This is a genomic window from Paenarthrobacter sp. NPDC090517 (assembly GCF_044769165.1).
GTDB lineage: Bacteria > Actinomycetota > Actinomycetes > Actinomycetales > Micrococcaceae > Arthrobacter.
In genome coordinates, this window is sequence record NZ_JBIVXN010000001.1 from 1,465,380 (window position 1) to 1,487,071 (window position 21,692).

Sequence of the window (21,692 nt, forward strand, 5' to 3'; positions counted from 1 at the left end):
GCAATGGTGACCCCGCCCCTTTAGTGTGTGCTTACCCAAGTAGGTAACAGCAAACGTCGCTATGAGGGCTCATTGCGACGTTTGCTGTTACCTAGTTGGGTGCGCTCAGGGGGTTAGCTGAGTGTCAGCACGCCGTCCACGCGCCGGGGAATGCCCAGCGGGTTGGCGTCGTGCAACGCCGGGTGCAGGACAGTCTCGGGAGCATCCTGGTAAGCCACTGGACGCTGGAAACGGCGCACAGCAGTGGCGCCCACCGAGGTGAACAAGGACGTCGTGGCCGGATACGGGCCACCGTGCTGCTGCGCCCAATTCACGGCAACACCCGTGGGCCAGCCGTCGAAGAGGACCCTGCCGGCGAGACCGCTGAGTTGCTCCACAAGAGCGGAAACGTCCTCGCCCGGCTGTGCGTGCACGGTGCCCGTCAGGCTGCCCGGGACCTTCGCCAGCGCGGCGGACAATTCTTCTTGGTTGGCATACTCGATGAGCAGCGTGGTGGGGCCGAAGCACTCCTCCAACAACTCCTCGGGGCGTTCCAAGACGTTCGCGGCACTCGTGGAGAACACCACGGGCGCAGCGCCATCAGCCAGGCTGTCCTGCTGCACCGTTCCACTGACGACGGCGACGCCTGGCTGGTCAGCGACGTTCCGCAGCCCATCCGGGTAGGCCTCGGCGATGCGCTCTGTGAGCATGGCAGCGGTGGGCTTGTCCTTGCTGGCCGCTGCCAGGTGCGAGGCGAAATCCGTGCCGGCCGGAATGAACACGAGGCCTGGCTTGGTGCAGAACTGTCCGGCGCCCATGGTGAACGAGCCAGCCAACCCGGCGGCGAGCTGCTGTCCGCGTTCCGCGAGCGCGCCTGCCGTGATGACCACGGGGTTCAGGCTGCCGAGCTCCCCGTAGAACGGGATGGGCTCCGGCCTCGACGCGGCGAGATCGAACAATGCGCGTCCGCCAGGGATGGAGCCCGTGAACCCGACGGCTTTGATGGCCGGGTCCTGAACCAGGGCTGTACCTGCCTCGCGGCCACTGACCAAAGCGAAGATTCCTTCGGGCGCCCCTGCCTTGGCCAAGGCTTCGCTGACAATCTGGGCAGTCCGCTCAGACAAGCGGAGGTGTCCCGAGTGAGCTTTGACGATCACCGGGCAGCCAACTGCCAGCGCGGATGCGGTGTCGCCACCGGCCACGGAGAAAGCGAACGGGAAGTTCGACGCCGAGAACACGGCTACCGGACCGATCGGGCGCAGGATGCGGCGCAAGTCGGGCTTGGGCGGGGTGGAGGCAGGGTCAGCGTGGTCAATGACCGCTTCCAGGTATGAGCCCTCGGTGATCACTTTTGCGAACAACCGGAGCTGTCCGCTGGTCCGTGCTACCTCGCCCGTGAGCCGGACAGTGCCCAGGCTCGTCTCCGAATCGGCGATAGCCACAAGTTCAGTGACGTTGGCGTCCAGGGCGTCGGCGACGGCGTTCAGCCAGGCTGCGCGTTCGGCGTCGGAAGCTGCTGCGGTCACCTTGGCCGCTTCCGTGGCTGCGGCCGTAATGGCTGTCAGGTCAAGAGTTGCTGTACTCAATGCGGTTTCCTTTACTCTCAGGGGCGGCGGTCTCAAGGACGACGGTCTCAGGCGCGGGCCGCTGTGCCGGCTGTCCGCTGAATTCGAAGCCAAGCCCCGGACGGCCGGTGCTGCTGAGCCTGCTTCGGCTGTTGCTGTTGCTGATCTTCACCGGCGAGGGCCCAGCCAGGATGCCTAGCTGCTCGAAGGAGGCGTCTTCCACGTCCTCCACGCTCACAGCATCGGCCAGGGTGAGCGCCAGCTGCCCCGAGAGCTCCGGAAGCAGGTGGGGTGCCACCCTGATGCTGTTGGCGCGGGCCAACTCAACGATCCTGCGGAAAGGCGTGATGCCGCCCACCCGGACAATATTGGGCTGGATGATGTCCACCGCCTCGGCTTCAATGAAGTCGCGGAAACGGTAAATGGTGTGGACGTTCTCACCCAAGGCAATGGGCACCGCTGACTGCTTGCGCAAACGCCGGTAAGCCCAAAGGTCGTCGGCGCGGATGGGTTCTTCCAGCCACTCCAGTCCGTACTCCCCCAAAACATCCAAAGCACGGAAGGTGTGGGCGAGGTCCCATCGCTGGTTGGCATCGATCATGAGAAGCCGGTCCGGTCCGATGACCTGCCTGACAGCGGCAACACGCTCGGCGTCCTCCCTGAGCTCGGGCTTGCCCACCTTGATCTTCACGGCATTATGCCCGGCGGCCACCCATCGCTGGGCCTGCTCCACGAGCTGATCCACTGTGTAATGGAGATTCACGCCGGAGCCGTACACCTCCACGGACTCCTGGCGCTGGCCAAGAAGTCCCGTGACGGATGTGCCGGCCTGTCGCGCTTTCAAATCCCAAAGTGCCAGGTCAACGCCAGCCATGGCAATAGTGGTGAGGCCACCCCCGCCGGCTTCGTGCAGCCGCTTCCAGACCTGGTCCCACACAATTTCCGGGTTGGCTTCCAGACCCAGGATGAATGGTGCGATGTCATGGTCCAGGAGCGCCTTGACTGCCTGGGGACCGATGGTGGGTGTCCACGAGAAGCCGTGACCGGTGCCGCCGTCGTCCGTGGTCAGTTCGGTAACAATCACATGGTTTTCGGGTGCCTCCGCACCCCAGCTGCGCAGCAGCGGGACCGTGATCAGCCGGGTGGCGAGGCCCGTAATGCGGGCCGGCATCAGCTGGCCAGCTCGTGGCCCTTGGCCAGGATGGACTTGAGTTCCAGTAGTTGTTCCTCGGAGGGGTCCACCAGAGGCGGACGAACCGGGCCAACGGGAAGCCCGGCCAACCGCAGCCCCGCCTTGATAAGGGAAACCCCAAAGCCCGGAGTCTGGTCGCGGAGCCGGACGAGCGGAGCATAAAAACCTTCCAGCAAGGCGTGACGGCGCTCCTCGTCACCGGATACGTAGGCGTCGTAGTAGGCCTTGGCAATTTCCGGTGCCATGGCAAACGCGGCAGAGGAATACAGGGGAATGCCGAGGCCGCGGTAGGCGCCCTGGGTCAGTTCGGCCGTCAGCAGGCCATTGAACAGGGCAAAGTCAGTGCGGCCGCTGGCGTTGATCGCAGACACAATTTCCTGAGCCAGGCCGACGTCGCCGATTCCGTCCTTGAAACCAACCACCTTCGGGTTGGCCGTGAGCCGGGTGATCGCGTCGGCGGTGAACTTGGCCGTGCCGCGGTGGTACACGATGACCGGCAGGCTGCTCGCGGCGGCAATGGCCTCGACGTAGGCCACGACCCCGTCAGTGGGGCCGGTGACCAGGTACGGCGGGAGCACCAGGAGGGCATCCGCGCCGGCTTCCTCGGCCACCTTGGCTGCAGCAATGGCGTGACCCAAGGGTCCACCGGCGCCGGAGACCACAGGTACGGCTCCCGCAACAGCCTCGACGGCGGCAGTCACCACGGTGCGGATCTCCTCAAGTGAGAGCGCATGGAATTCTCCCGTGCCGCACGCAGGGAACACACCGCCCGGGCCGAACGGAAGCCGGGAGGTGATGTGCTCCTTGAGCAACGCCACATCCACGGTGCCGTCCTCGGCGAAGGGAGTGACGGGGAAGAACAGTACGCCGTCGAAGTTCATGGTGTCTCCTTGGTTGCTCCCGCCGGAACCAGGCCGGCGGGGATCTCGTCATTGAGTGCTGCTTGCTTGAGTGCTGCGTGTTCGCTTGCTGCTGTGTCTTCGCCCTCGAACGGCGGCGTAAGTTCGGTGCGCCATGTCCTCTTCGGCTCCCAGCCCAAAAGTTCCCGGGCCTTGTCGATGGAGAACGCCGGACTGGTACCCGTCAGGTTTTCAGTCAACAGTCCGCTGCCTGGCAGGAATCGCGGGAACAGCCCAGCCAATGGTGCTGTGGCCAAGGCATCCTTCGCGCCGACGAAGAACACCTCGCCGTTAGGGATGGCATCCATCTTGTCCAGCAGTACGTCAAGGAAGTCAGCTACGTCCCGCGCGTCTACATAGTTGAACAACGCGGGCGCGGAAAGTGCCGGATCCTGAAGCCGTTCACGCACTGTGTGCCCTTGCTGTGTCAGCGCCCCTTCCCACTCCTCCGGGGAAATGACGTAGCACGGGCGGAATGCCGCATACCTGATCTTGCTGCCCTGAGCGGCAGCGAACATCTGCACGGTCTGCTCAGCAATCAGTTTGGACAGCGCATACGCGTTCCACGGCTTGGGCGGCGTCTGCTCGTTCAAGGGGAACGACGGCGGCAGCCACCCAGCCGGTGAGCCATAGCCCAGGGCAGTGGGGCTGGACGCCGTCACGATCTTGGGGACACCGGCGTCGGTGGCAGCGCTGGCCACGGCATAGGCGAGCCGGGTATTCGTGCTGAAAATAACGTCCTCAGGCGCGCTGAAAGGTACGGCGATAGCAGCGAGGTGGATGACGGCGTCGGGCGCTGTTTCGCGGATAAGCCGCTCCGCCTCCCCTGGTGCCAGGAGATCTGCCGCGTATTGCTCGACTCCGGCCGGCAGCTGTTCCGCCGGGATAGCGTCCCGGTCTACAGAGATCACCTTGTGCCCGGCCTCGGCGAGTCCGGCCACAACGCTGCGGCCAAGCCTGCCGGAACCGCCGGTGACGAAAATCCTACTCATTTTCTTTTCCTTGCTGGGGTAGTGAACAGTCAGGCCTGGCCGCGGCTGAGATCGACGCCGAGGCCAAGTTCACTGATGCGGACGGGAAGGTCGGAGTCCAAGGACTTGTTACCGGCAATACCCACCGACACGGAGCGGAGGCCGTCGATGTAGCCGGAAGGTCGGCCCAGCGGGTCGACACCCGGGCCGTTGAAGAGGTCCGAGAGCAGCAGGTTGTCTCCACCGCCATGGCCGCCTTCGCCGTTGATGATCGGAACTTCGTAAGCAGCTTCCCAGTGGCGTTGAACCACCAGGCGCTCGCCGTTCCGGCGCACTGCGTCGTCTTCCTCAATGGGCGTGGCGCTCGGGTCCACTACGGTCTTCTTGTCGGTGCTGGACTCGACGGCGGCGCGTTCCACCACTTCGAGTTCGGCCCGGCCCTCTGTGCCATTGACGGTGACGCGGTAGCCTTCCCACGGGCTGTGGGCGTTCAGGGAATAGCTCAGCGTGGGGCCTCCCTGGTAGTCCACCACGAGGGCGAGGTTGTCCTCGATGGTGATGCCCCCGGTGAAAACGTCCTGGTCGCGGATGTAGCCGTCAAACTTTTCATTGTCGTAGTACAGGGCCTTCAGGCGCTCATCCTCGCGCATGTCCAGGCGGAACGGATCGTGGCCCAGGCCATCAACGGTTCCTCGCTCCGGGCGCTCTCCCAAGCCTCGCTCGGCAGCGTTCTTTTCGCCGTAAAAGCGCAGGCCACCGGAAGCGAAAACACGCTCCGGGACGTCATTGATCCACCAGTTGACGAGGTCGAAGTGGTGGGAAGCCTTGTGGATGAGCAAGCCACCGGAGTTCTTCTTTTCACGGTGCCAGCGGCGGAAGTAGTCAGCGCCGTGCACGGTATCCAAAACCCAGCTGAAGTCGACGGACGTGACCTTGCCGATCACGCCGTTCTGAATGACTTCCTTGAGGGCGGTGTTGCGCGGTGAGTAGCGGTAGTTGAAGGTCACCACCACGTTGCGTCCGGTCTTGGCCACGGCGGCGGTAATGCGGCGGCAGCCCTCCACATCAATGGTCAAGGGCTTTTCAACCACGACGTCGGCGCCTGCCTCGAGCGCTTCAACGATGTAGTCCGCGTGGGTGTAGTCGGGCGTCGTAACGATGACCCGCTCGATGCCATTGGACTGGATGAAGTTGGTGAGCTCGCCGGGGGCGAAGGAAGCCACAGGTTCAGTTCCGCCGAGTTCCTTGATCAGGTCCTGGTAGAAGTCCACGCGACCCTGGTTGACGTCCGAGAGCGCAATAAGTTCTGCGACTTCCGCGTGTTGCCCGTAGATGGCCCGGATATACATCTCCGAGCGGCCGCCGGTTCCAATAAGGGCGATACGGGTCCGCTTGGGGGTCTGGGTGGTCGTTTCGGCAGATTCGGTCTTGTTTTCGGCTGAGTCGACGTTGACCATGTGGGTGCCCCTTTCAGGAAGGCAGGAGTGAACCGCTTGACGGCCCGGCTTCGTACGGGAAGAATCATGAGAAAGCGTTTTCTCAGAGCGTTATAAGCTTTGTATCAAGACTCTGGTGGTCACGTCAACCACTGCTCCAACGACGGAGCACGCGGGAGGCGACCAATGGGAAGGGGCCACATGGCACGCAGGAACACCAACAGGCGCGTCGGTATCGCCGATGTCGCAGAGAAGGCGGGCGTCTCGCACGCCACCGTTTCACGCGTCATGAACGGTAATGCCGCCGTGGATCCCGGTATTGCCGCGAGGGTCCGGGCAGCCGCGGTTGAATTGAAATACCAACCCAATCCAGTGGGGCGCAGCCTGGCACTCGGCAAGACAGACACCATCGGAATCGTGGTTCCGGACCTGGCCAACCCCACTTTCCAGGCTATCCTCCGCGGACTCAGCATCGCGGCCGCCCAGGACGGGTACCGCGTCCTCATTGCCGATTCCTCGGAAGTTACCAGCGAGGAAGCCATCCTCGCCGGTGAGGCGCGCCGCCGCTGCGATGGCGTGGTGCTTTGCGCTCCCCGCATGAGCGATGCCGAGCTGGAGGAGCTGGCTCCCACCCTGCATCCGCTGGTGCTGATCAACCGCACCACCGTCGCCACCAACACTCCGAGCCTGAGCGTGGACTACGGGCAGGGCATCCAGGAACTGGCACAGCATCTGGTGACCTTGGGCCACCGCCGCTTGGTGTTCCTCTCCGGCCCGGAGCACAGCGCATCCAATCGCCAACGCCTGGTGGGCTTGGACCAATTCCGCGAGGAGCACCCGGAAATTGAGTTGCAGATGCTCCACGGCGGTTCCAACTTCGACTCCGGCCACGAGTCCACCGAGGCCATCATCGCCAGTGGGGCCACCGGAATCCTGGCGTTTAACGACCTCGTGGCCATGGGACTGCTCAGCGGCCTGCACGAGCGCGGAGTACGCGTCCCGGAAGACATTTCAGTAACTGGATTCGATGACATCCCGTTCGCCAAATACACCACTCCCCCATTAACCACCGCGGCTGTGCCCATCAACGAGCTCGGAAGCCTGGCCTGGCGGAGGATGCGGGAGCAGATCCAGCAGGCCGGCGAAGCCACCACCCAGGCTCAGGACGAGTTCTCACCCAGGGTGGAGATCCGCAAGAGCACCGCGGCGCCGGCCCTCAAGCCCGCGAGTTGACACTTAATGCCAATGTTCGGCGCGAACATCGGCATTAAGTGTCAACCGGGCGAAGGGCTCGTGCCCACGCCGGCCTCCTTGTAGAAGCCTTGAATGTGGGCGGCAACAAGCTCAGCCGCTTTGCCGCCGTCGTTATTGTTTACTGCTGCGAGGATGGCACGGTGCTCAGCCCGAAGCCTGCTGCATGTCGCGTTCCAGTCGGGGAGATTTCCGGTCAGTTCACCGGCATAGTTCTCGATCGCGCCCCGAAGCGAGGCCATCATGGCGCTGACCACTGAGTTGCCCGCCGCCTGGGCCAGCGCCACGTGAAAGCGCGCATCCAAGGCCAGAAATGAATCAATGTCCGGGGCCACATCCATCTGGTCCAGCAGCTCGGCGGCCTCCGCCAGTGCCGGCACCCCCACGTGGGCCCGCTCCGCAGCCCACGATTCCAGCAGCACGCGGGTCTCCACAATGTCTGCCACGGGAAGATGGCGCGTGGCTACATGCAGCCGAAGCGTAGAGCCGAGGGCAGAGCCCGGCTCGGCAATCACCACAGTCCCGGCGTCCTTGCCCGAACCCACGCCGGCCCGGACTACGCCCATGGCCTCGAGGATCCTGACAGCCTCACGCACCGAGGTCCGGGAAACCTGTAGTTGCTCTGCCATGGCGCGTTCCCCCGGGAGCCTGCCGCCCAAAGTGAGGTCTCCGTCAGACAGCTGCTTCTCGATCCATTGCAGGACCAACTCATGGGTACGCATATCGGAATACTAGTTGATGTGGTCCAACCACATGGATTACAGTGTGGTTAGACCACAGTGGTAGGACCACAGACTTCAAGGGAGAACCGCATGACTGACACCCTCGACCCCAAGATCACCGCCGCGCCAGCGAATGCCGGCAGCGATCAAAACGTGGCACACACGACGCAGCCGCAGTCGGCCGTCGTGCAATCATCCGCACCTCAGCCACCTGCGCTGAAGCGCCGCGTGCCCAAGGTTTCCGACCTGGCCCCGCTGATGCAGTTCAAAAAGCCCGAGTTCAGCAAGACCGCCCGCTTGAAGCGCGCCAGCACCATCTGGGAACTGCGCGACATGGCCAAGCGCCGCACTCCGCAGGCGCCCTTCGACTACACGGACGGTGCCGCGGAGGAGGAGATCACCCTCCGCCGGGCACGCCAGGCCTTCCAGGACATCGAGTTCCGCCCGGGCATCCTGCGTGACGTCTCGAGGATCGACCTCCGCACGGACATCCTGGGCAAAGAATCGCGGCTCCCGTTCGGTATTGCCCCCACGGGTTTCACACGCATGATGCAGTCGGAGGGCGAATACGCCGGCTCACAAGCTGCAGAAGCTGCAGGCATTCCCTACACCCTGTCCACCATGGGCACCGCGTCCATCGAGGATGTTGCCACCGCCGCCCCGAACGGCCGCAACTGGTTCCAGCTATATCTATGGACAGACCGCGACCGCTCGCTGGAACTGATTGAACGCGCCGCCAAAGCCGGCAACGACACCCTCATGGTCACCGTTGACACCGCAGTTGCCGGTGCCCGCCTGCGCGATGTCCGCAACGGCATGACCATCCCGCCGGCACTGACCATCAAGACGGTCCTGGACGCCTCTTACCGCCCGGCCTGGTGGTTTAATTTCCTCACCCACGAGCCTCTGACGTTTGCCTCGCTCTCCCGCTACACCGGCACCGTGGCTGACCTCATCAACTCGATGTTCGACCCCACCCTGACCTACGAGGACCTCGACTGGCTGCGCGAAACCTGGAAGGGCAAGCTGGTGGTCAAAGGCATCCAGACCGTGGAAGATGCCCGCAAGGTAGTGGACCACGGCGCCGATGGCATCATCCTGTCCAACCATGGCGGCCGCCAACTGGACCGGGCACCCATCCCGTTCCACCTTCTGCCGGAGGTCACCACGGCCTTGAAGGCGGACAACAGCAAGGCTGCCGTCATGCTGGACACGGGCATCATGAGCGGCGCGGATATCGTGGCAGCCCTGGCTTTGGGCGCGGACTTTGCCCTGATCGGCCGCGCGTACCTCTACGGCCTGATGGCAGGTGGACGTGAAGGCGTGGATCGGACCATCCAGATCCTGGAGAAGGACATGACCCGCACCATGGCACTCCTGGGCGTCAGCAAGGTCTCCGACCTGAACCCGGACCACGTGCGGCTGATCCAGCGCTAAAGCACCCATGTAGGTAACAGCAACTGTCGCATTGGAGCTCCATTGCGACAGTTGCTGCTACCCAGTTGGGTTCAAGGGCGTCCTAAATCAGGCCCTGCGCCAGCATTGCGTCGGCTACCTTGACGAAGCCGCCGATGTTGGCGCCCACTACGTAGTTTCCGGGCGCACCGTATTCGTCGGCGGTCGCGGCGCAGCGATCGTGAATGCCCACCATGATCTCCGTGAGGCGCTGTTCCGTATGCTCGAAAGACCAGGAGTCCCGGCTGGCATTCTGCTGCATTTCCAGCGCGGAAGTAGCAACACCACCGGCGTTCGCGGCCTTGCCCGGCCCGAACAGGATCCCGGCCTCCTGGAAGACTGATACAGCCGAACGGGTAGAGGGCATGTTGGCGCCTTCAGCCACTGCGATCAGGCCGTTGCTGACCAGCTTGGCCGCGGCCTCGCCGTCGAGTTCGTTCTGCGTTGCGCAGGGCAAGGCCACGGTGCCATTGACGTCCCAGACGGAACCACCCGAAACGTGGCTGGCTCCCGGTCGACGTGCGGCGTACTCCGTCAGGCGCCCACGTTCCACTTCCTTGATCCGGCTCAAAAGCGCGACGTCGATCCCGGCCTCGTCCACGATGTAGCCGGCCGAGTCTGAACAAGCCACAACGGTTGCACCCAAGGCCTGGGCCTTGGCGATCGCGTGGATAGCGACGTTGCCCGAACCGGAGACCACAACACGCTGCCCGTCGAACGACTGCCCACGGGCCTTGAGCATCTCCTGGGCGAAGATCACAGTGCCGTAACCGGTAGCTTCGGGACGAACCAGGGAGCCACCCCACGAGATGCCCTTGCCGGTGAGGACGCCGGATTCATAGCGGTTGGTGATGCGCTTGTACTGGCCAAAGAGGTAGCCGATCTCGCGGCCGCCCACGCCGATGTCGCCGGCCGGGACGTCGGTGTACTCGCCGATGTGGCGGTACAGCTCAGTCATGAACGACTGGCAGAAGCGCATGATTTCGGCGTCGGAACGCCCGCGTGGATCGAAGTCCGAGCCGCCCTTGCCGCCGCCAATGGGCATGCCGGTGAGCGCGTTCTTGAAGATCTGTTCGAAGCCGAGGAACTTCACGATTCCCAGGTATACCGACGGGTGGAACCGCAGGCCGCCCTTATACGGGCCGAGGGCGGAGTTGAACTCCACGCGGAAGCCACGGTTCACGTGGACGCGGCCGGCATCGTCGGTCCAGGGGACTCGGAAGATGATCTGGCGCTCGGGCTCGCACAGGCGTTCAAGGACAGCGCCCTCAAGGAATTCAGGATGACGATCATGAACAGGACCAAGGCTTTCGAAGACCTCAGTGACGGCCTGGTGGAATTCCTTTTCTCCCGGGTTCCGCGCCAACACAGTGTCGCGGACTGCTTCGAGCCTTGAATCCATGCGTCTTCCTATCCTCAGTGCGCCGGCCAGCGGCGAGACGATCAGTCCCGCTCATGGTTGCACCGAGGGATATAGGATCTCCATCCGGAGGCAATGTGACCCAGGTCAAGGAGTTAACACAAGTGTAGAAAATCGTTGAAATCTCAAGGAAATAAGAGGTTAACGAAAACTCACAATGTGAGAAGGATCATGTTAACTCAAGGCTGGCTATCGCTTTCGCCCGAACTTGGGAAGGTTAGGCAAGTTCGGAAGGTTCGCCAAAAGATCAGCGGCCTTAGTAGCGGCGCGGCCTACGGTGCGGCCAATCTGCTGAGGCACGGTGTCGTCCGACGCAGGATCCAAAGCGACCGGAGTTCCGCTCGCATGAACCTTCACAGCCTGTCCTATCGCGTCCGTGCGGGTGGCCGGGGCCTCAGGCGAGGAGACAACAACAGCGGCGGCTGGGGGCTCGGCAGCGGGCGCCGCCTCGGAAGGGGCGACGACGGCGGGCGCCGGAGTGCCGACGTCGAACGTTTCCAGCCAGCTGGCGACGCCGGCGAGCGGCTTGGGATTCAGCGCGTAGAAGCGCTTCTGGCCTTGGGCGCGCATGCTGACGAGGTCCGCCTCGCGGAGCACTTTCAAATGCTTGGAGATGGTGGGCTGGCTCGCAGCCAGTTCTTCCACCAGTTCGCCTACAGCTTTATCCCCAGAGCGGAGGGAGACCAGGATGTCGCGCCTGGTTGCCTCAGCTATGACGGCAAATACGTCGTCAGTCACCATGCCTCCCACCCTAGCGACATATACGCCGATTGGCATCCCTGTTTCGTGGCGCTACAGCGTTAGTCGACCAGCACCGTCAGTCGAACCAGGGATCCAAGCCGTAGAGGGGGAAGATCTCTTTGCGCGTGGCAATGACCGTCCGGTCAACCTCGTCCGCGGGATCGTAGCCGACCTCCCAGGACCGCCACCAGACGTCCACGTCGTCGCTCATCGACTCCGGGGCCCACACGCCGTACGTTTCCCTCACGTACGTCCGCCATGCTTCGGGGACGGGCGTGCTGAGCGGCACCGGTCGTTGCGTGACCATCCCGATCAGGTGGCTCCAAGCACGCGGCACAACACCGGTGACGTCGTAACCGCCTCCCCCGGTCGCGATCCAGCGGTTGTCGCAGTAGCGGCTGGCAAGGCCGGCGACGGCGGAAGCCGCCTCACGCTGCCCGTCAACGCTCAGGTTGAGGTGCGTCAGAGGATCGTCCCGATGCGAGTCGCAGCCGTGCTGGCTGACAATCACTTCGGGTTGAAACGCGCCGACAAGCTGCGGGACCACCGCATGAAACGCCCGCAGCCAGGCGGCGTCGCCGGTAAACGCAGGAAGGGCAACGTTAACCACGGTCCCTGGAGCGTTTGGGCCACCGGTTTCGTTGGCAAACCCCGTCCCGGGGAAAAGAGTGAGGCCCGTTTCGTGCAGGCTGATGGTCATGACGCGGGGGTCGTTCCAGAAAATACTCTGCGTGCCATCGCCGTGGTGGGCGTCGACGTCGATGCTCATGACGCGTTGCACGCCGCCATCGAGCAGCCTTTGGATAGCAATCGCAACGTCGTTGTAAACGCAAAAGCCGCTGGCCCGCTCCCTCGCGGCATGATGCATCCCGCCGCTGAAGTTCACCGCGCGGACGGCTTGTCCGGACAGGATGCTCTCAGCCGCCAACAGCGATCCGCCGGCAAGCCGGGCGCTGGCCTCGTGCATCCCGGCGAACGCGGGATCGTCCTCAGTCCCCAGCCCGCGGTCCTCCTCGGGCGCCGAGGGATCGACACTGACGCGGCGCACGGCCTCCACGTATTCGCGGCTGTGCACAGTAAAAAGTTCGACGTCGGTGGCCACCGTGGGTGCTTCGACGGCCACATGCTCGTGGTCAAACAGGCCGAGGGATTCGGCCAGCCTCGCTGTAAGTTCCAGCCGCTGCGGCGCCATGGGGTGACCCGGGCCAAAGTTGTAGGCAGTCATGGCTGGATCCCACACCACCGTCGTTGGCAATGCGGACCGCGTAATGCTGGAAGCTGTTGTCCCAAGCCGTGAGTTCATCCAGAACAGGCTACCTGAGCCCGGAGTAGCCTACCGCCCGGTTACGCCGCAGGAATAGTGGTTTACTACTCAGGAAAGCTTGTTCAACCGAGGAAGAGCGCCATGTCTCAAAGCCAGTCGCGGTCCACGAGCCCGACTAACTGGCAACCCAACCAGCAGGAGCGGGAAGGTCTCTGGATCTTCACGCGCGTGCGCGACTTCGTTGACAACATTGCCAACACCTCCCCTGCCCGCTTGGCATTGACCGTCTTTGCTGTGGTGATCCTGGTTTTTACCGGATTGCTGTCCCTTCCCGCCGCTTCCACGGCCGGAACAGTCACACCGCTGCACCAGTCCATGTTTACGGCGGTCTCCGCCGTCTGCGTCACCGGGCTGACAGTAGTGTCCACGGCCACGCATTGGACCTTCTTTGGTCAGCTGGTCATTTTGGTGGGCATCTTCGTTGGTGGTCTCGGCACACTCACCCTGGCCTCGCTGCTAGCCCTCATGGTCAGCAAACGGCTGGGGGTGCGCGGCAAGCTCATCGCCCAGGAAGCCATGAACAACGCCGGCAGGCTCGGCGAGGTTGGTACGCTGCTGCGCATTGTCATCGTCACGTCCGTGGTGATCGAGGCAGCCTTGGCCATAGCCTTGATTCCCCGGTTCATAGTGCTGGGCGAACCATTCTGGCAGGCCGTCTGGCACGGTGTCTTCTACTCGATCTCCGCCTTCAACAATGCCGGATTCACGCCACACTCGGACGGCATCGTCCCCTATGAAACCGACCTTTGGATCCTCATTCCACTCATGTTGGGCGTCTTCCTCGGCAGCCTCGGCTTCCCCGTGGTGATGGTGCTGCAGCAGAACGGGCTCAACTGGAAAAAGTGGAACCTCCACACCAAGCTCACCATCCAGGTCTCCTTCATCCTGCTCGCGGCAGGCACTGTCCTGTGGGCTTTGATGGAGTGGGACAACATGCGCACCATCGGCCGCATGGACATGGGCGACAAGGTGATCCATTCACTATTTGCCTCCGTCATGACCCGCTCGGGTGGCTTCAACCTGGTGGACCAAAACCATATGGAATCCACCACCATGCTCCTCACCGACGCCCTGATGTTCGCCGGCGGCGGTTCTGCATCCACGGCGGGCGGCATCAAGGTGACCACCATTGCGGTCATGTTCCTGGCCATCATGGCCGAAGCCCGCGGCGACGCCGACGTAAAGGTTTACGGCCGCACCATCCCACAGGGCACCATGCGGGTGGCCATCTCCGTGATCGTTGCCGGAGCCACCCTGGTATCAGTGGCCGCCTTCCTGCTCCTGTCCATCAGCGGCGCCTCCCTGGACAGGGTGCTCTTTGAATCCATCTCCGCCTTCGCCACCGTGGGGCTGAGCACAAACCTCAGTGCCGAGCTGCCGCCGTCGGGCGTTTACGTCTTAACCGCGCTGATGTTCGCCGGCCGTGTCGGCACGGTAACCCTCGCGGCCGGGTTGGCCCTGCGCCAACGCAGCCAGCTTTACCACTACCCGGAAGAGAGGCCAATCATTGGCTAGTAGCACAGGGGCAGCCAACCGCCCCGCCCACAACGCACCAGTGCTGGTGATTGGCCTTGGCCGGTTCGGTTCTGCGACGGCCGAGCAACTGGTCAAGCAAGGCCGTGAAGTCCTGGCTATCGAACGCGACCGCACCCTCGTCCAGAAGTGGGCGCCCGTGCTCACGCACGTCGTGGAAGCAGATGCCACCAACATTGATGCCCTGCGCCAGCTCGGTGCCCAGGAATTCAGCTCAGCAGTGGTGGGTGTTGGTACCTCCATCGAGTCCTCCGTGCTCATCACTGTGAACCTGGTGGACATGGGCATCCAACACCTCTGGGTCAAGGCCATCACGCCCTCTCACGGCAAGATCCTGACCCGGATCGGCGCCAACCACGTGATCTATCCGGAGGCCGACGCCGGTGTCCGCGCGGCCCACCTGGTGTCCGGGCGGATGCTGGACTTTATCGAGTTCGACGACGACTACGCGATCGTCAAGATGTACCCGCCCAAGGAAACCGTGGGCTTCACCCTGGAGGAGTCCAAGGTCCGCTCGAAGTACGGCGTGACCATCGTCGGCGTGAAAACCCCGGGCGAGGACTTCACGTACGCCCGGCCTGAAACCAAGGTGTCCGGACACGACATGTTGATCGTGTCCGGACACGTGGATCTGCTGGAGCGCTTCGCGGCGCGGCCGTAGGTTTAGCCGAGGCGGCGCGGCCGTGGTTTAGCCGAGGCGGCGCAGCCGTGGTTTAGCCGAGGCGGCGCGGCCGAAGGTTTAGCCGAGTTGCTTGGTGATTTCTGCGGCCCGGGCTGCGGCCGCGCGGGCGCCGTCGGCGATAATCTTGGGGATCCCGCCGTCGTCAAAAGCCATGATGGCCCGTTCGGTGGTCCCATTGGGGCTGGTGACGGCGATGCGGAGGGCAGAGGGGTTCGCTCCCGGTTCTGCCAACATGAAGCCGGCACCTGCCACGGTTTCGCGGGCAAGCATCACGGACAGTTCCTCGTCCAAACCAAGCTCGACGCCGGCCGCAGCCATGGCTTCAGCGAGGTAGAACGCGTAGGCCGGGCCGGAACCGCTGATGGCGGACAGTGCGTCCACCTGTTCTTCGGGAATCTGGACTACCGTGCCCGCACCGGCAAGCGCCTTCTTGGCCTTTTCCAGCTGCTCAGGCGTGCAATGCGTACCCGGGGAAACAGATATGACTCCGCGGCCCAGCCTTGCGGGGGTGTTCGGCATGGTGCGAATTACCGGCTGTCCTTCGGGTAGCGCAGCTTCGAGCTGGGCGATCGAGACTGCCGCCGCGACGCTGACAACCAGTGTGTCCTTGCCCAGTGCGGGGCTGATCTCCCGGGCCAGGTCCAGGATGCCCACCGGCTTGACGCCCAGAATGACCATGCTGGAGCCCTTGGTGGCCAATTTGTTGTTGTCCGGTTCCTCCTCGCCTGCGATGGCCATGACCCCGTGGCGCTGGGCGAGTTCGTCCGCCCGCTCGGCACGGCGGACGGTGGCGACGATATCGGACGGGTCCGTCCCGGCGGCAAGCAGGCCTCCCAGGATTGCCTCGTTCATGGATCCACAGCCAAGGAATGCGATTCGGTTGCTCATTGCTCCATCATTGCAGTTGGCCTTGGACCGGGTCTAACGAATTCCAGATTCCCAGCTGGCTCCCAAGGTTATTGCAGGCAGCACTCATTCTCGGTCCGTAACTTAGTAGTTACCTCATTGAGGGTGCGAGTGATGAGGCGGGCATGGGGATGTCCGCCAGCAGCACCGGTGGCCGGGCGGGTTTTCCCCCATTTCCCGATTCGGCCGCCGGTGCTTTCGCATTTAAACGCCGCGCACCGCGCGGGGTCCCCCTCTTATCCGCCTGACGCACCCTTCAAGGCAGGTCAGGCGAACGAGGTGAGTCGCTGAGTTGCAGCGCTCGACGCCGGCTAGTTGTCTACGCTGCGCAACAACGGGACGCTGAGGTGCTGTCGGGCAAAACGCAGGGTTTCTGCCAGCATTTCCTCGCGCTCCCCCGCAACCTTCGCCTTGCGGGTTGAAATCTCGGCCACTACGACACCGTCGAAACCCGTGGTTGCCAAATGCTGCAAGGCATCGGCGCACTGCTGCGTTCCGGTGCCGGGCACCAGGTGCTCGTCCTTGCCCGAACCCGAACCGTCGGTGAGATGGACGTGCCGGAGCTTGTTCCCGAGCGCTTTGATGGCTTCCAGGCTGTTGGCCCCGGCAGTGGCGGCGTGGGAGAAGTCCCACGTCACGTCGTCGTAATCCTGGCCCAAAGGGTCCCAGTGCGGCAGGTAGGCCACCGCCTCACGGCCACGGACGCGCCAGGGGTACATGTTTTCGACGGCGATACGCACGCGGTATCTCGCCGCGATTTCGCGCACGCCTTCCACGAAATTCTCCGCATAGTTTGACTGCCAGCGGAACGGCGGATGGACCACCACGGTGTCGCATCCGACGTCCGCGGCCATCTGGCAGGACTTCTCAATCTTGTTCCACGCCGTACCCCACACCTGTTGCGTTAACAACAAAGTAGGGGCATGGATGGAGACGATCTCCTGGTGGTACCGGTGGCTTAGCTGGATCAAGGCATCCGGGTTCTGGCTTACCGCGTTGTTGGTAACCATCACCTCCACGCCCTCATAACCCAGGTCCTGCGCCACCGCGAAGGCGTCATGAACGCTCAGGGGGTACACGGATGCACTGGACAGGGCCACGGGAATTTGGCGGTCATTCACTTCAGGTTCGACGTCGTTGCTCATCTCAGGAGGCCATCCCGCCTGCCACTGGGGCTGGGATGGGTGATGGGGACGGTGTGTTTACAGGGACCGGGAATTCTTTGAACCCCGGGTGGGGCTCTTCTTCTTTATCTGGCGCCTTGGCGGCTTCCTTGGCTGCCTTTTTCTTGGATTTGTCTTTCTTGCGCTTGCCCACATGCGGCGCCGGATCCAGGGCCTCCTCGAAGACCAATTGATCCAGGCGGCGCAGGATCAGGCCTTCACGAAGGGCCCAGGGACAAATCTCCATCTTGGGGAATTCAAAGAGCTCCAGTGCCGCTTCAGCCACGAGGGCGCCTGCCAACAACTGCCGGGCACGGGCATCGGAGACGCCAGGAAGGTACAACCTGTCTTCCACGGTCATTGCAGAAATCCGCTGTGCCCACAGCCCCAAGTCCGCTGCGTGTAGCTCGCGCTTCACGTAGGGTCCTGCAGCGCTGGGGGCTGCACCGGCGATCCGCGCCAAGGAGCGGAAGGTCTTGGAGGTGCCGGCCACCAGATTGGCCCGACCCAACTCGTGGAAGTCCCGAACCACCGGTTTCAGCGTAGATCGGATGTAGCGCCGCAGTTCCTTTACGCTCTTGGCGCTGGGCGGATCATCGTGGAGCCAGTCCCGCGTCAAACGGCTTGCACCCAGCGGAACAGAGGTGGCGTATTCAGGGAGTTCATCCGTGCCGTACGCCATTTCAAACGAGCCGCCGCCGATGTCCAGGTCCAGGATGGGACCCGCACCCCATCCGTACCAACGGCGTACAGCGAAGAAAGTCATGGAGGCTTCTTCGCTGCCCGTGAGTTCCTGGAGCGTCACCGTGGTTTCGTGCTTGACCCGGGCCAGAACCTCAGGACCGTTGGTTGCTTCGCGAATGGCCGAAGTACAGAAGGCCAGGAGGTCCTCCGCCTTGTGACTGGCCGCGAACTCCCAGGCTTCCAGGACGAACTCGATGAGCTCGTGCTGGCCGGCGTCGTTGATGTTGCCATCGCCGTCGAGGTACTGCACCAGCGAAAGGGGGCGCTTGTGGGAAGCGAAAGCTACCGGACGCGCGCCGGGGTGAGCGTCCACCAGCAGCAGGTGGACGGTGTTGGACCCGATGTCGAGAACGCCAAGACGCATTCTGCCATTATTCACCGATTCGAAGCCCGTAGAGCAACTTGGCGACGACGTTTCGCTGACCGTATGGTTGCCGGCAGCTTGGGCAACCGCTATTCGGCGGACTCCCCGGCTTCGTCGGCGCGCTTGAAGTCGCGGCGAATGTTCGCAATGCCCTCGGGGTCGATTTCGAAGCCGAATTCGCTTCCGGGGTTGATGACCATGCCGAGTTCGTCTCCGATGTTTCCCAGGATCGCTGAACCCATGGTGCCGAGGACGTGCGGGGCCGCTTCGAGGAAGCGATCATCCACGCGGCTCGGGTGGCTGAATACCGCCAGCACGGGCTGGCCGTCAGCGTTGGAGAGCACCAAAGGCTCCACGGCGGAGTCGGGGCCGTCCACGGCTTCCGAGCTGACGAGGTAGACCTCGTTGTTCAGGAAAGCGAGGATGACGTCCACCGGGTTCGCGTCCGGCTGTTCGGCCGAGGCGAGCTTCGCCTCGAGGTCGTTCAAGGGTTCGTTGTCCGGTGAAACCGTCTGTTCAGTCATGGTTCTACTCGACCACGATGCCGGCCGGGACGCAATTCGCGAATGCTGTCCCGGCCGTCATGGTGACTACTTTTTGGCTGTTGCCTTCTTGGCTGGAGCCTTGCGGGTGGCAGTCCGCTTGACCGGCCCTTTGGCCCGCTTTTCTGCCAAAAGCTCGACGGCCTGTTCCCGGGTCAGCTCCTCAAGGGACGTAGAGCGAGGGACAGTGATGTTGGTGACGCCGTCAGTGATGTAAGGACCGAAGCGGCCTTCCTTCACCACGATGTTCTTCTCGGAGACAGGGTCCGGTCCGAACTCAGCCAAAGGCGGTACCGAGGCGCGTGCGCCACGCTGCTTGGGCTGCGAGTAGATCTCCAGAGCCTGTTCCAGGGTGATCGTGAAGATTTCCTCTTCCGAGCCGATGGAGCGGGAGTCCGTGCCCTTCTTCAGGTAAGGCCCGAACCGGCCGTTCTGCACCGTGATGGGGTTGCCATCCGCGTCTTCACCGAGGACCCGGGGCAGGCTCATGAGCGCGAGGGCTTCATCCAAGGTGACCGTATCCACGGTCATGGACTTGAACAGTGAACCGGTGCGCGGCTTGGCCTTCACGGGCTTCTTGGGAGGCTTGGGCTTGCCGTTCTTGTAATACTCCACCGGCTGGTTGGCCAACTGCTCCTCGGTCATCTCAGGAATGATCTCGGTGACGTAAGCGCCATAGCGGCCGTTCTTGGCAACGATGGTGTGGCCGGTGTGCGGGTCGTTTCCAAGCACCCGTTCCTCCGGGGCTGCGGTCTCCATAAGCTCTTTGGCTTTGTCGGCCGTGAGTTCGTCGGGAGCGAGTTCCTCGGGGACGTTGGCCCTTGCGGATTCAACCACTTCGCCGGTCTTCGCATCCAAGGTGGGGATGGAGCTTTCCAGGTACGGGCCGAACTTGCCCACACGCAGGGTAATGCCGTCGGCGATGGGGACGGAATTGATCTCGCGGGCATCGATTTCACCGAGGTTGTTCACGATGCTCAGCAGACCGGGATCTGCTTCTTCACCATAGTAGAAGTGCTTGAGCCAGGCAGCACCCACGGCTTGGCCGTTGGCGATCTTGTCCAGGTCGCCTTCCATGTCTGCCGTGAACTCATAGTCCACATAATCCGTGAAGTGCTGTTCCAACAAGCGGATCACGGAGAACGCGATCCAGCTCGGCACCAAGGCGGAACCCTGCTTACGAACGTAGCCACGGTCCTGAATGGTGGAGATGGTGGAGGCGTAAGTGGACGGGCGGCCGATGCCCCGCTTTTCCAACTCAGCGGTCAGCGATGCTTCCGTATAACGTGGCGGCGGTGACGTTTCGTGCCCGACAGCGACGATGTCCGAAGCGGTCAGGGCATCATCCTTGGCAACGTTCGGCAGGCGGCGGGCTTCATCGGAGTCCTCATCGCCACGGCTCTCGTCCTTGCCCTCTTCATAGGCCGCAAGGAAGCCGGGGAAGGTGATGACCGTGCCGGAGGCCGAGAACTCAGCGTCGCGACCGTCAGCGGCCACTGCACCCAGGCGGATGGTAGCCGTAGAACCTTTGGCGTCAGCCATCTGGGAGGCCACGGTGCGCTTCCAGATGAGCTCGTAGAGGCGGAACTCATCGCCGCTCAGCTGCTTGGCAACCTGCGCGGGAGTGCGGAAGGAGTCTCCCGCGGGACGGATGGCCTCGTGAGCTTCCTGGGCGTTGGCAGCCTTGTTGGCGTAAACGCGGGGGCTCTGGGGCACGTACTCGGGACCATAAAGCTCGGAAGCCTGACGGCGGGCAGCTGTAAGTGCTTCATCGCTCAAAGCAGACGAGTCGGTACGCATATAGGTGATGTAGCCGTTTTCATACAGGCGCTGGGCAACCTGCATGGTGCTCTTCGACGAGAAGCGGAGCTTACGGCCGGCTTCCTGCTGCAGCGTGGAGGTGGTGAACGGTGCGGCAGGGCGGCGGGTATACGGCTTGGTATCTACGGAACGGACGCGGAAGTCAGCGTTCTCCAGACCGCTGGCCAAAGACGTGGCTAGTTCCTCATTGAGGTGCACTACGTTGGAGGAGGTGAGCTGCCCATTGTCATTGAAGTCCCGGCCACTGGCTACCTTGGAACCGTTCACGGCGGCAAGCTTGGCCTTGAAAGAACCTGACTCTGAACCGAACTGGCCCGTGAGGTCCCAGTAAGACGCGGCCCGGAAGGCCATGCGTTCACGTTCGCGGTCAACCACCATGCGGGTCACCACGGACTGGACACGGCCAGCGGACAGTCCGCGGGCAACCTTGCGCCACAACACGGGGGAGATCTCGTACCCGTAGAGGCGGTCAAGAATACGACGTGTTTCCTGGGCATCCACCAAAGCGGTATCGACATCCCGGAGGTTGTCCATGGCGCGGTGGATGGCTTCCTTGGTGATTTCACCGAAGGTCATACGGTAGACGGGAACCTTGGGCTTCAGGACCTCCAGGAGGTGCCACGCGATGGCTTCACCTTCGCGGTCCCCATCAGTTGCGAGGTAGAGCGCGTCAGCGTCTTTCAGCTGGGCCTTGAGCTCGGCGACCTTTTTCTTCTTGTCCGGAGAAACAACGTAGTACGGCTTGAAGTCGTTTTCGATGTCGACAGCGAACTTGCCCAACGAGGTCTTCTTCAGCTCGGCAGGGAGGTCCGACGGCTGCGGGAGGTCCCGGATGTGGCCGATCGAAGCCTCGACGATGAAGCCCTCGCCAAGATACTTGGCGATGGTCTTGCTCTTGGCGGGAGACTCCACGATCACGAGTTTCTTGCCGGTTTTTGCCTTGCTGGGCACGGTGCTCCTACAGAAAAAATGTGTAATTGGG

19 protein-coding genes are annotated in these 21,692 nt (G+C 63.0%); 5 read left to right on the forward strand and 14 right to left on the reverse strand.

What is annotated here, in order from left to right; all coding sequences use genetic code 11:
- Nucleotides 1-113 precede the first annotated feature (113 nt).
- From ACIQTW_RS06760 to ACIQTW_RS06780, 5 genes are read right to left on the reverse strand one after another with little or no spacing between them, the layout of a single operon-like run.
- The gene (locus tag ACIQTW_RS06760; protein WP_402935162.1) at nt 114-1,565 is read right to left on the reverse strand and encodes an aldehyde dehydrogenase (NADP(+)); all 1,452 of its coding nucleotides are present in this window, start codon (nt 1,563-1,565) and stop codon (nt 114-116) included.
- Nucleotides 1,546-2,715, reverse strand: coding sequence for a mandelate racemase/muconate lactonizing enzyme family protein (locus ACIQTW_RS06765; RefSeq protein ID WP_402935165.1), 1,170 nt, complete (start codon nt 2,713-2,715; stop codon nt 1,546-1,548). The genes ACIQTW_RS06760 and ACIQTW_RS06765 overlap by 20 nt, the downstream gene beginning before the upstream one ends.
- Nucleotides 2,715-3,617 carry a 5-dehydro-4-deoxyglucarate dehydratase gene (locus ACIQTW_RS06770; RefSeq protein ID WP_402935167.1) on the reverse strand — a complete coding sequence of 301 codons (903 nt, stop codon included), beginning with the start codon at nt 3,615-3,617 and terminating at the stop codon, nt 2,715-2,717. The genes ACIQTW_RS06765 and ACIQTW_RS06770 overlap by 1 nt, the downstream gene beginning before the upstream one ends.
- Nucleotides 3,614-4,627, reverse strand: a complete 1,014-nt coding sequence (locus ACIQTW_RS06775) for an NAD-dependent epimerase/dehydratase family protein (RefSeq protein ID WP_402935169.1) — start codon at nt 4,625-4,627, stop codon at nt 3,614-3,616. Before ACIQTW_RS06775 ends, ACIQTW_RS06770 begins: the two co-directional genes overlap by 4 nt.
- Before the next feature lie 29 nt (nt 4,628-4,656).
- Entirely contained in the window at nt 4,657-6,063 is a 1,407-nt protein-coding gene (locus tag ACIQTW_RS06780) for a Gfo/Idh/MocA family protein (protein ID WP_402935172.1), read from the reverse strand.
- Between the two features lie 180 nt (nt 6,064-6,243).
- On the opposite strand from ACIQTW_RS06780, the gene ACIQTW_RS06785 reads away from it, so the two are divergent.
- Nucleotides 6,244-7,275, forward strand: coding sequence for a LacI family DNA-binding transcriptional regulator (locus tag ACIQTW_RS06785; protein ID WP_402935175.1), 1,032 nt, complete (start codon nt 6,244-6,246; stop codon nt 7,273-7,275).
- A 41-nt stretch (nt 7,276-7,316) separates the two neighbouring features.
- Here ACIQTW_RS06785 and ACIQTW_RS06790 read toward each other — a convergent pair whose 3' ends face one another.
- Nucleotides 7,317-8,015 (reverse strand): FadR/GntR family transcriptional regulator, encoded by a 699-nt coding sequence (locus ACIQTW_RS06790; RefSeq protein WP_402935177.1) that lies wholly within the window; start codon nt 8,013-8,015, stop codon nt 7,317-7,319.
- A 90-nt stretch (nt 8,016-8,105) separates the two neighbouring features.
- Here ACIQTW_RS06790 and ACIQTW_RS06795 point away from each other — a divergent pair, with 90 nt between their 5' ends.
- Nucleotides 8,106-9,452 (forward strand): alpha-hydroxy-acid oxidizing protein, encoded by a 1,347-nt coding sequence (locus tag ACIQTW_RS06795; protein ID WP_402935180.1) that lies wholly within the window; start codon nt 8,106-8,108, stop codon nt 9,450-9,452.
- Nucleotides 9,453-9,534: 82 nt separating this feature from the next.
- Here ACIQTW_RS06795 and gdhA read toward each other — a convergent pair whose 3' ends face one another.
- From gdhA to ACIQTW_RS06810, 3 genes are all read right to left on the reverse strand, one after another.
- On the reverse strand, nt 9,535-10,872 hold the full coding sequence (gdhA, locus tag ACIQTW_RS06800) for an NADP-specific glutamate dehydrogenase (RefSeq protein ID WP_402935183.1): 1,338 nt from the start codon (nt 10,870-10,872) through the stop codon (nt 9,535-9,537).
- 207 nt (nt 10,873-11,079) lie between these two features.
- Nucleotides 11,080-11,631, reverse strand: coding sequence for an ArsR/SmtB family transcription factor (locus ACIQTW_RS06805; RefSeq protein ID WP_402935185.1), 552 nt, complete (start codon nt 11,629-11,631; stop codon nt 11,080-11,082).
- 76 nt (nt 11,632-11,707) lie between these two features.
- Complete coding sequence (locus ACIQTW_RS06810) at nt 11,708-12,856, reverse strand: acetoin utilization protein AcuC (RefSeq protein ID WP_402935188.1); 1,149 nt, start codon at nt 12,854-12,856, stop codon at nt 11,708-11,710.
- On the opposite strand from ACIQTW_RS06810, the gene ACIQTW_RS06815 reads away from it, so the two are divergent.
- Genes ACIQTW_RS06815 through ACIQTW_RS06825 form a run of 3 tightly spaced genes read left to right on the forward strand, consistent with a single transcriptional unit; the run spans nt 12,855 to nt 15,149 of the window.
- On the forward strand, nt 12,855-12,992 hold the full coding sequence (locus ACIQTW_RS06815) for a hypothetical protein (protein WP_402935191.1): 138 nt from the start codon (nt 12,855-12,857) through the stop codon (nt 12,990-12,992). The genes ACIQTW_RS06810 and ACIQTW_RS06815 overlap by 2 nt on opposite strands.
- A 44-nt stretch (nt 12,993-13,036) precedes the next feature.
- Entirely contained in the window at nt 13,037-14,470 is a 1,434-nt protein-coding gene (locus tag ACIQTW_RS06820; RefSeq protein ID WP_402935193.1) for a TrkH family potassium uptake protein, read from the forward strand.
- Nucleotides 14,471-14,510: 40 nt separating this feature from the next.
- Nucleotides 14,511-15,149, forward strand: coding sequence for a TrkA family potassium uptake protein (locus tag ACIQTW_RS06825; RefSeq protein WP_178995321.1), 639 nt, complete (start codon nt 14,511-14,513; stop codon nt 15,147-15,149).
- A gap of 78 nt (nt 15,150-15,227) precedes the next feature.
- Here ACIQTW_RS06825 and proC read toward each other — a convergent pair whose 3' ends face one another.
- The 5 genes from proC to topA form a co-directional block, all read right to left on the reverse strand.
- Nucleotides 15,228-16,058 carry a pyrroline-5-carboxylate reductase gene (gene proC, locus ACIQTW_RS06830; protein WP_402935196.1) on the reverse strand — a complete coding sequence of 277 codons (831 nt, stop codon included), beginning with the start codon at nt 16,056-16,058 and terminating at the stop codon, nt 15,228-15,230.
- Between the two features lie 329 nt (nt 16,059-16,387).
- Nucleotides 16,388-17,221 carry a sugar phosphate isomerase/epimerase family protein gene (locus ACIQTW_RS06835; protein WP_402935199.1) on the reverse strand — a complete coding sequence of 278 codons (834 nt, stop codon included), beginning with the start codon at nt 17,219-17,221 and terminating at the stop codon, nt 16,388-16,390.
- A 1-nt stretch (nt 17,222) separates the two neighbouring features.
- Entirely contained in the window at nt 17,223-18,347 is a 1,125-nt protein-coding gene (locus ACIQTW_RS06840; protein ID WP_402935202.1) for a Ppx/GppA phosphatase family protein, read from the reverse strand.
- 89 nt (nt 18,348-18,436) lie between these two features.
- The gene (locus ACIQTW_RS06845; RefSeq protein WP_402935205.1) at nt 18,437-18,871 is read right to left on the reverse strand and encodes an SseB family protein; all 435 of its coding nucleotides are present in this window, start codon (nt 18,869-18,871) and stop codon (nt 18,437-18,439) included.
- 66 nt (nt 18,872-18,937) lie between these two features.
- Nucleotides 18,938-21,661, reverse strand: a complete 2,724-nt coding sequence (gene topA / locus ACIQTW_RS06850; protein ID WP_402935207.1) for a type I DNA topoisomerase — start codon at nt 21,659-21,661, stop codon at nt 18,938-18,940.
- Between the last annotated feature and the right edge of the window lie 31 nt (nt 21,662-21,692).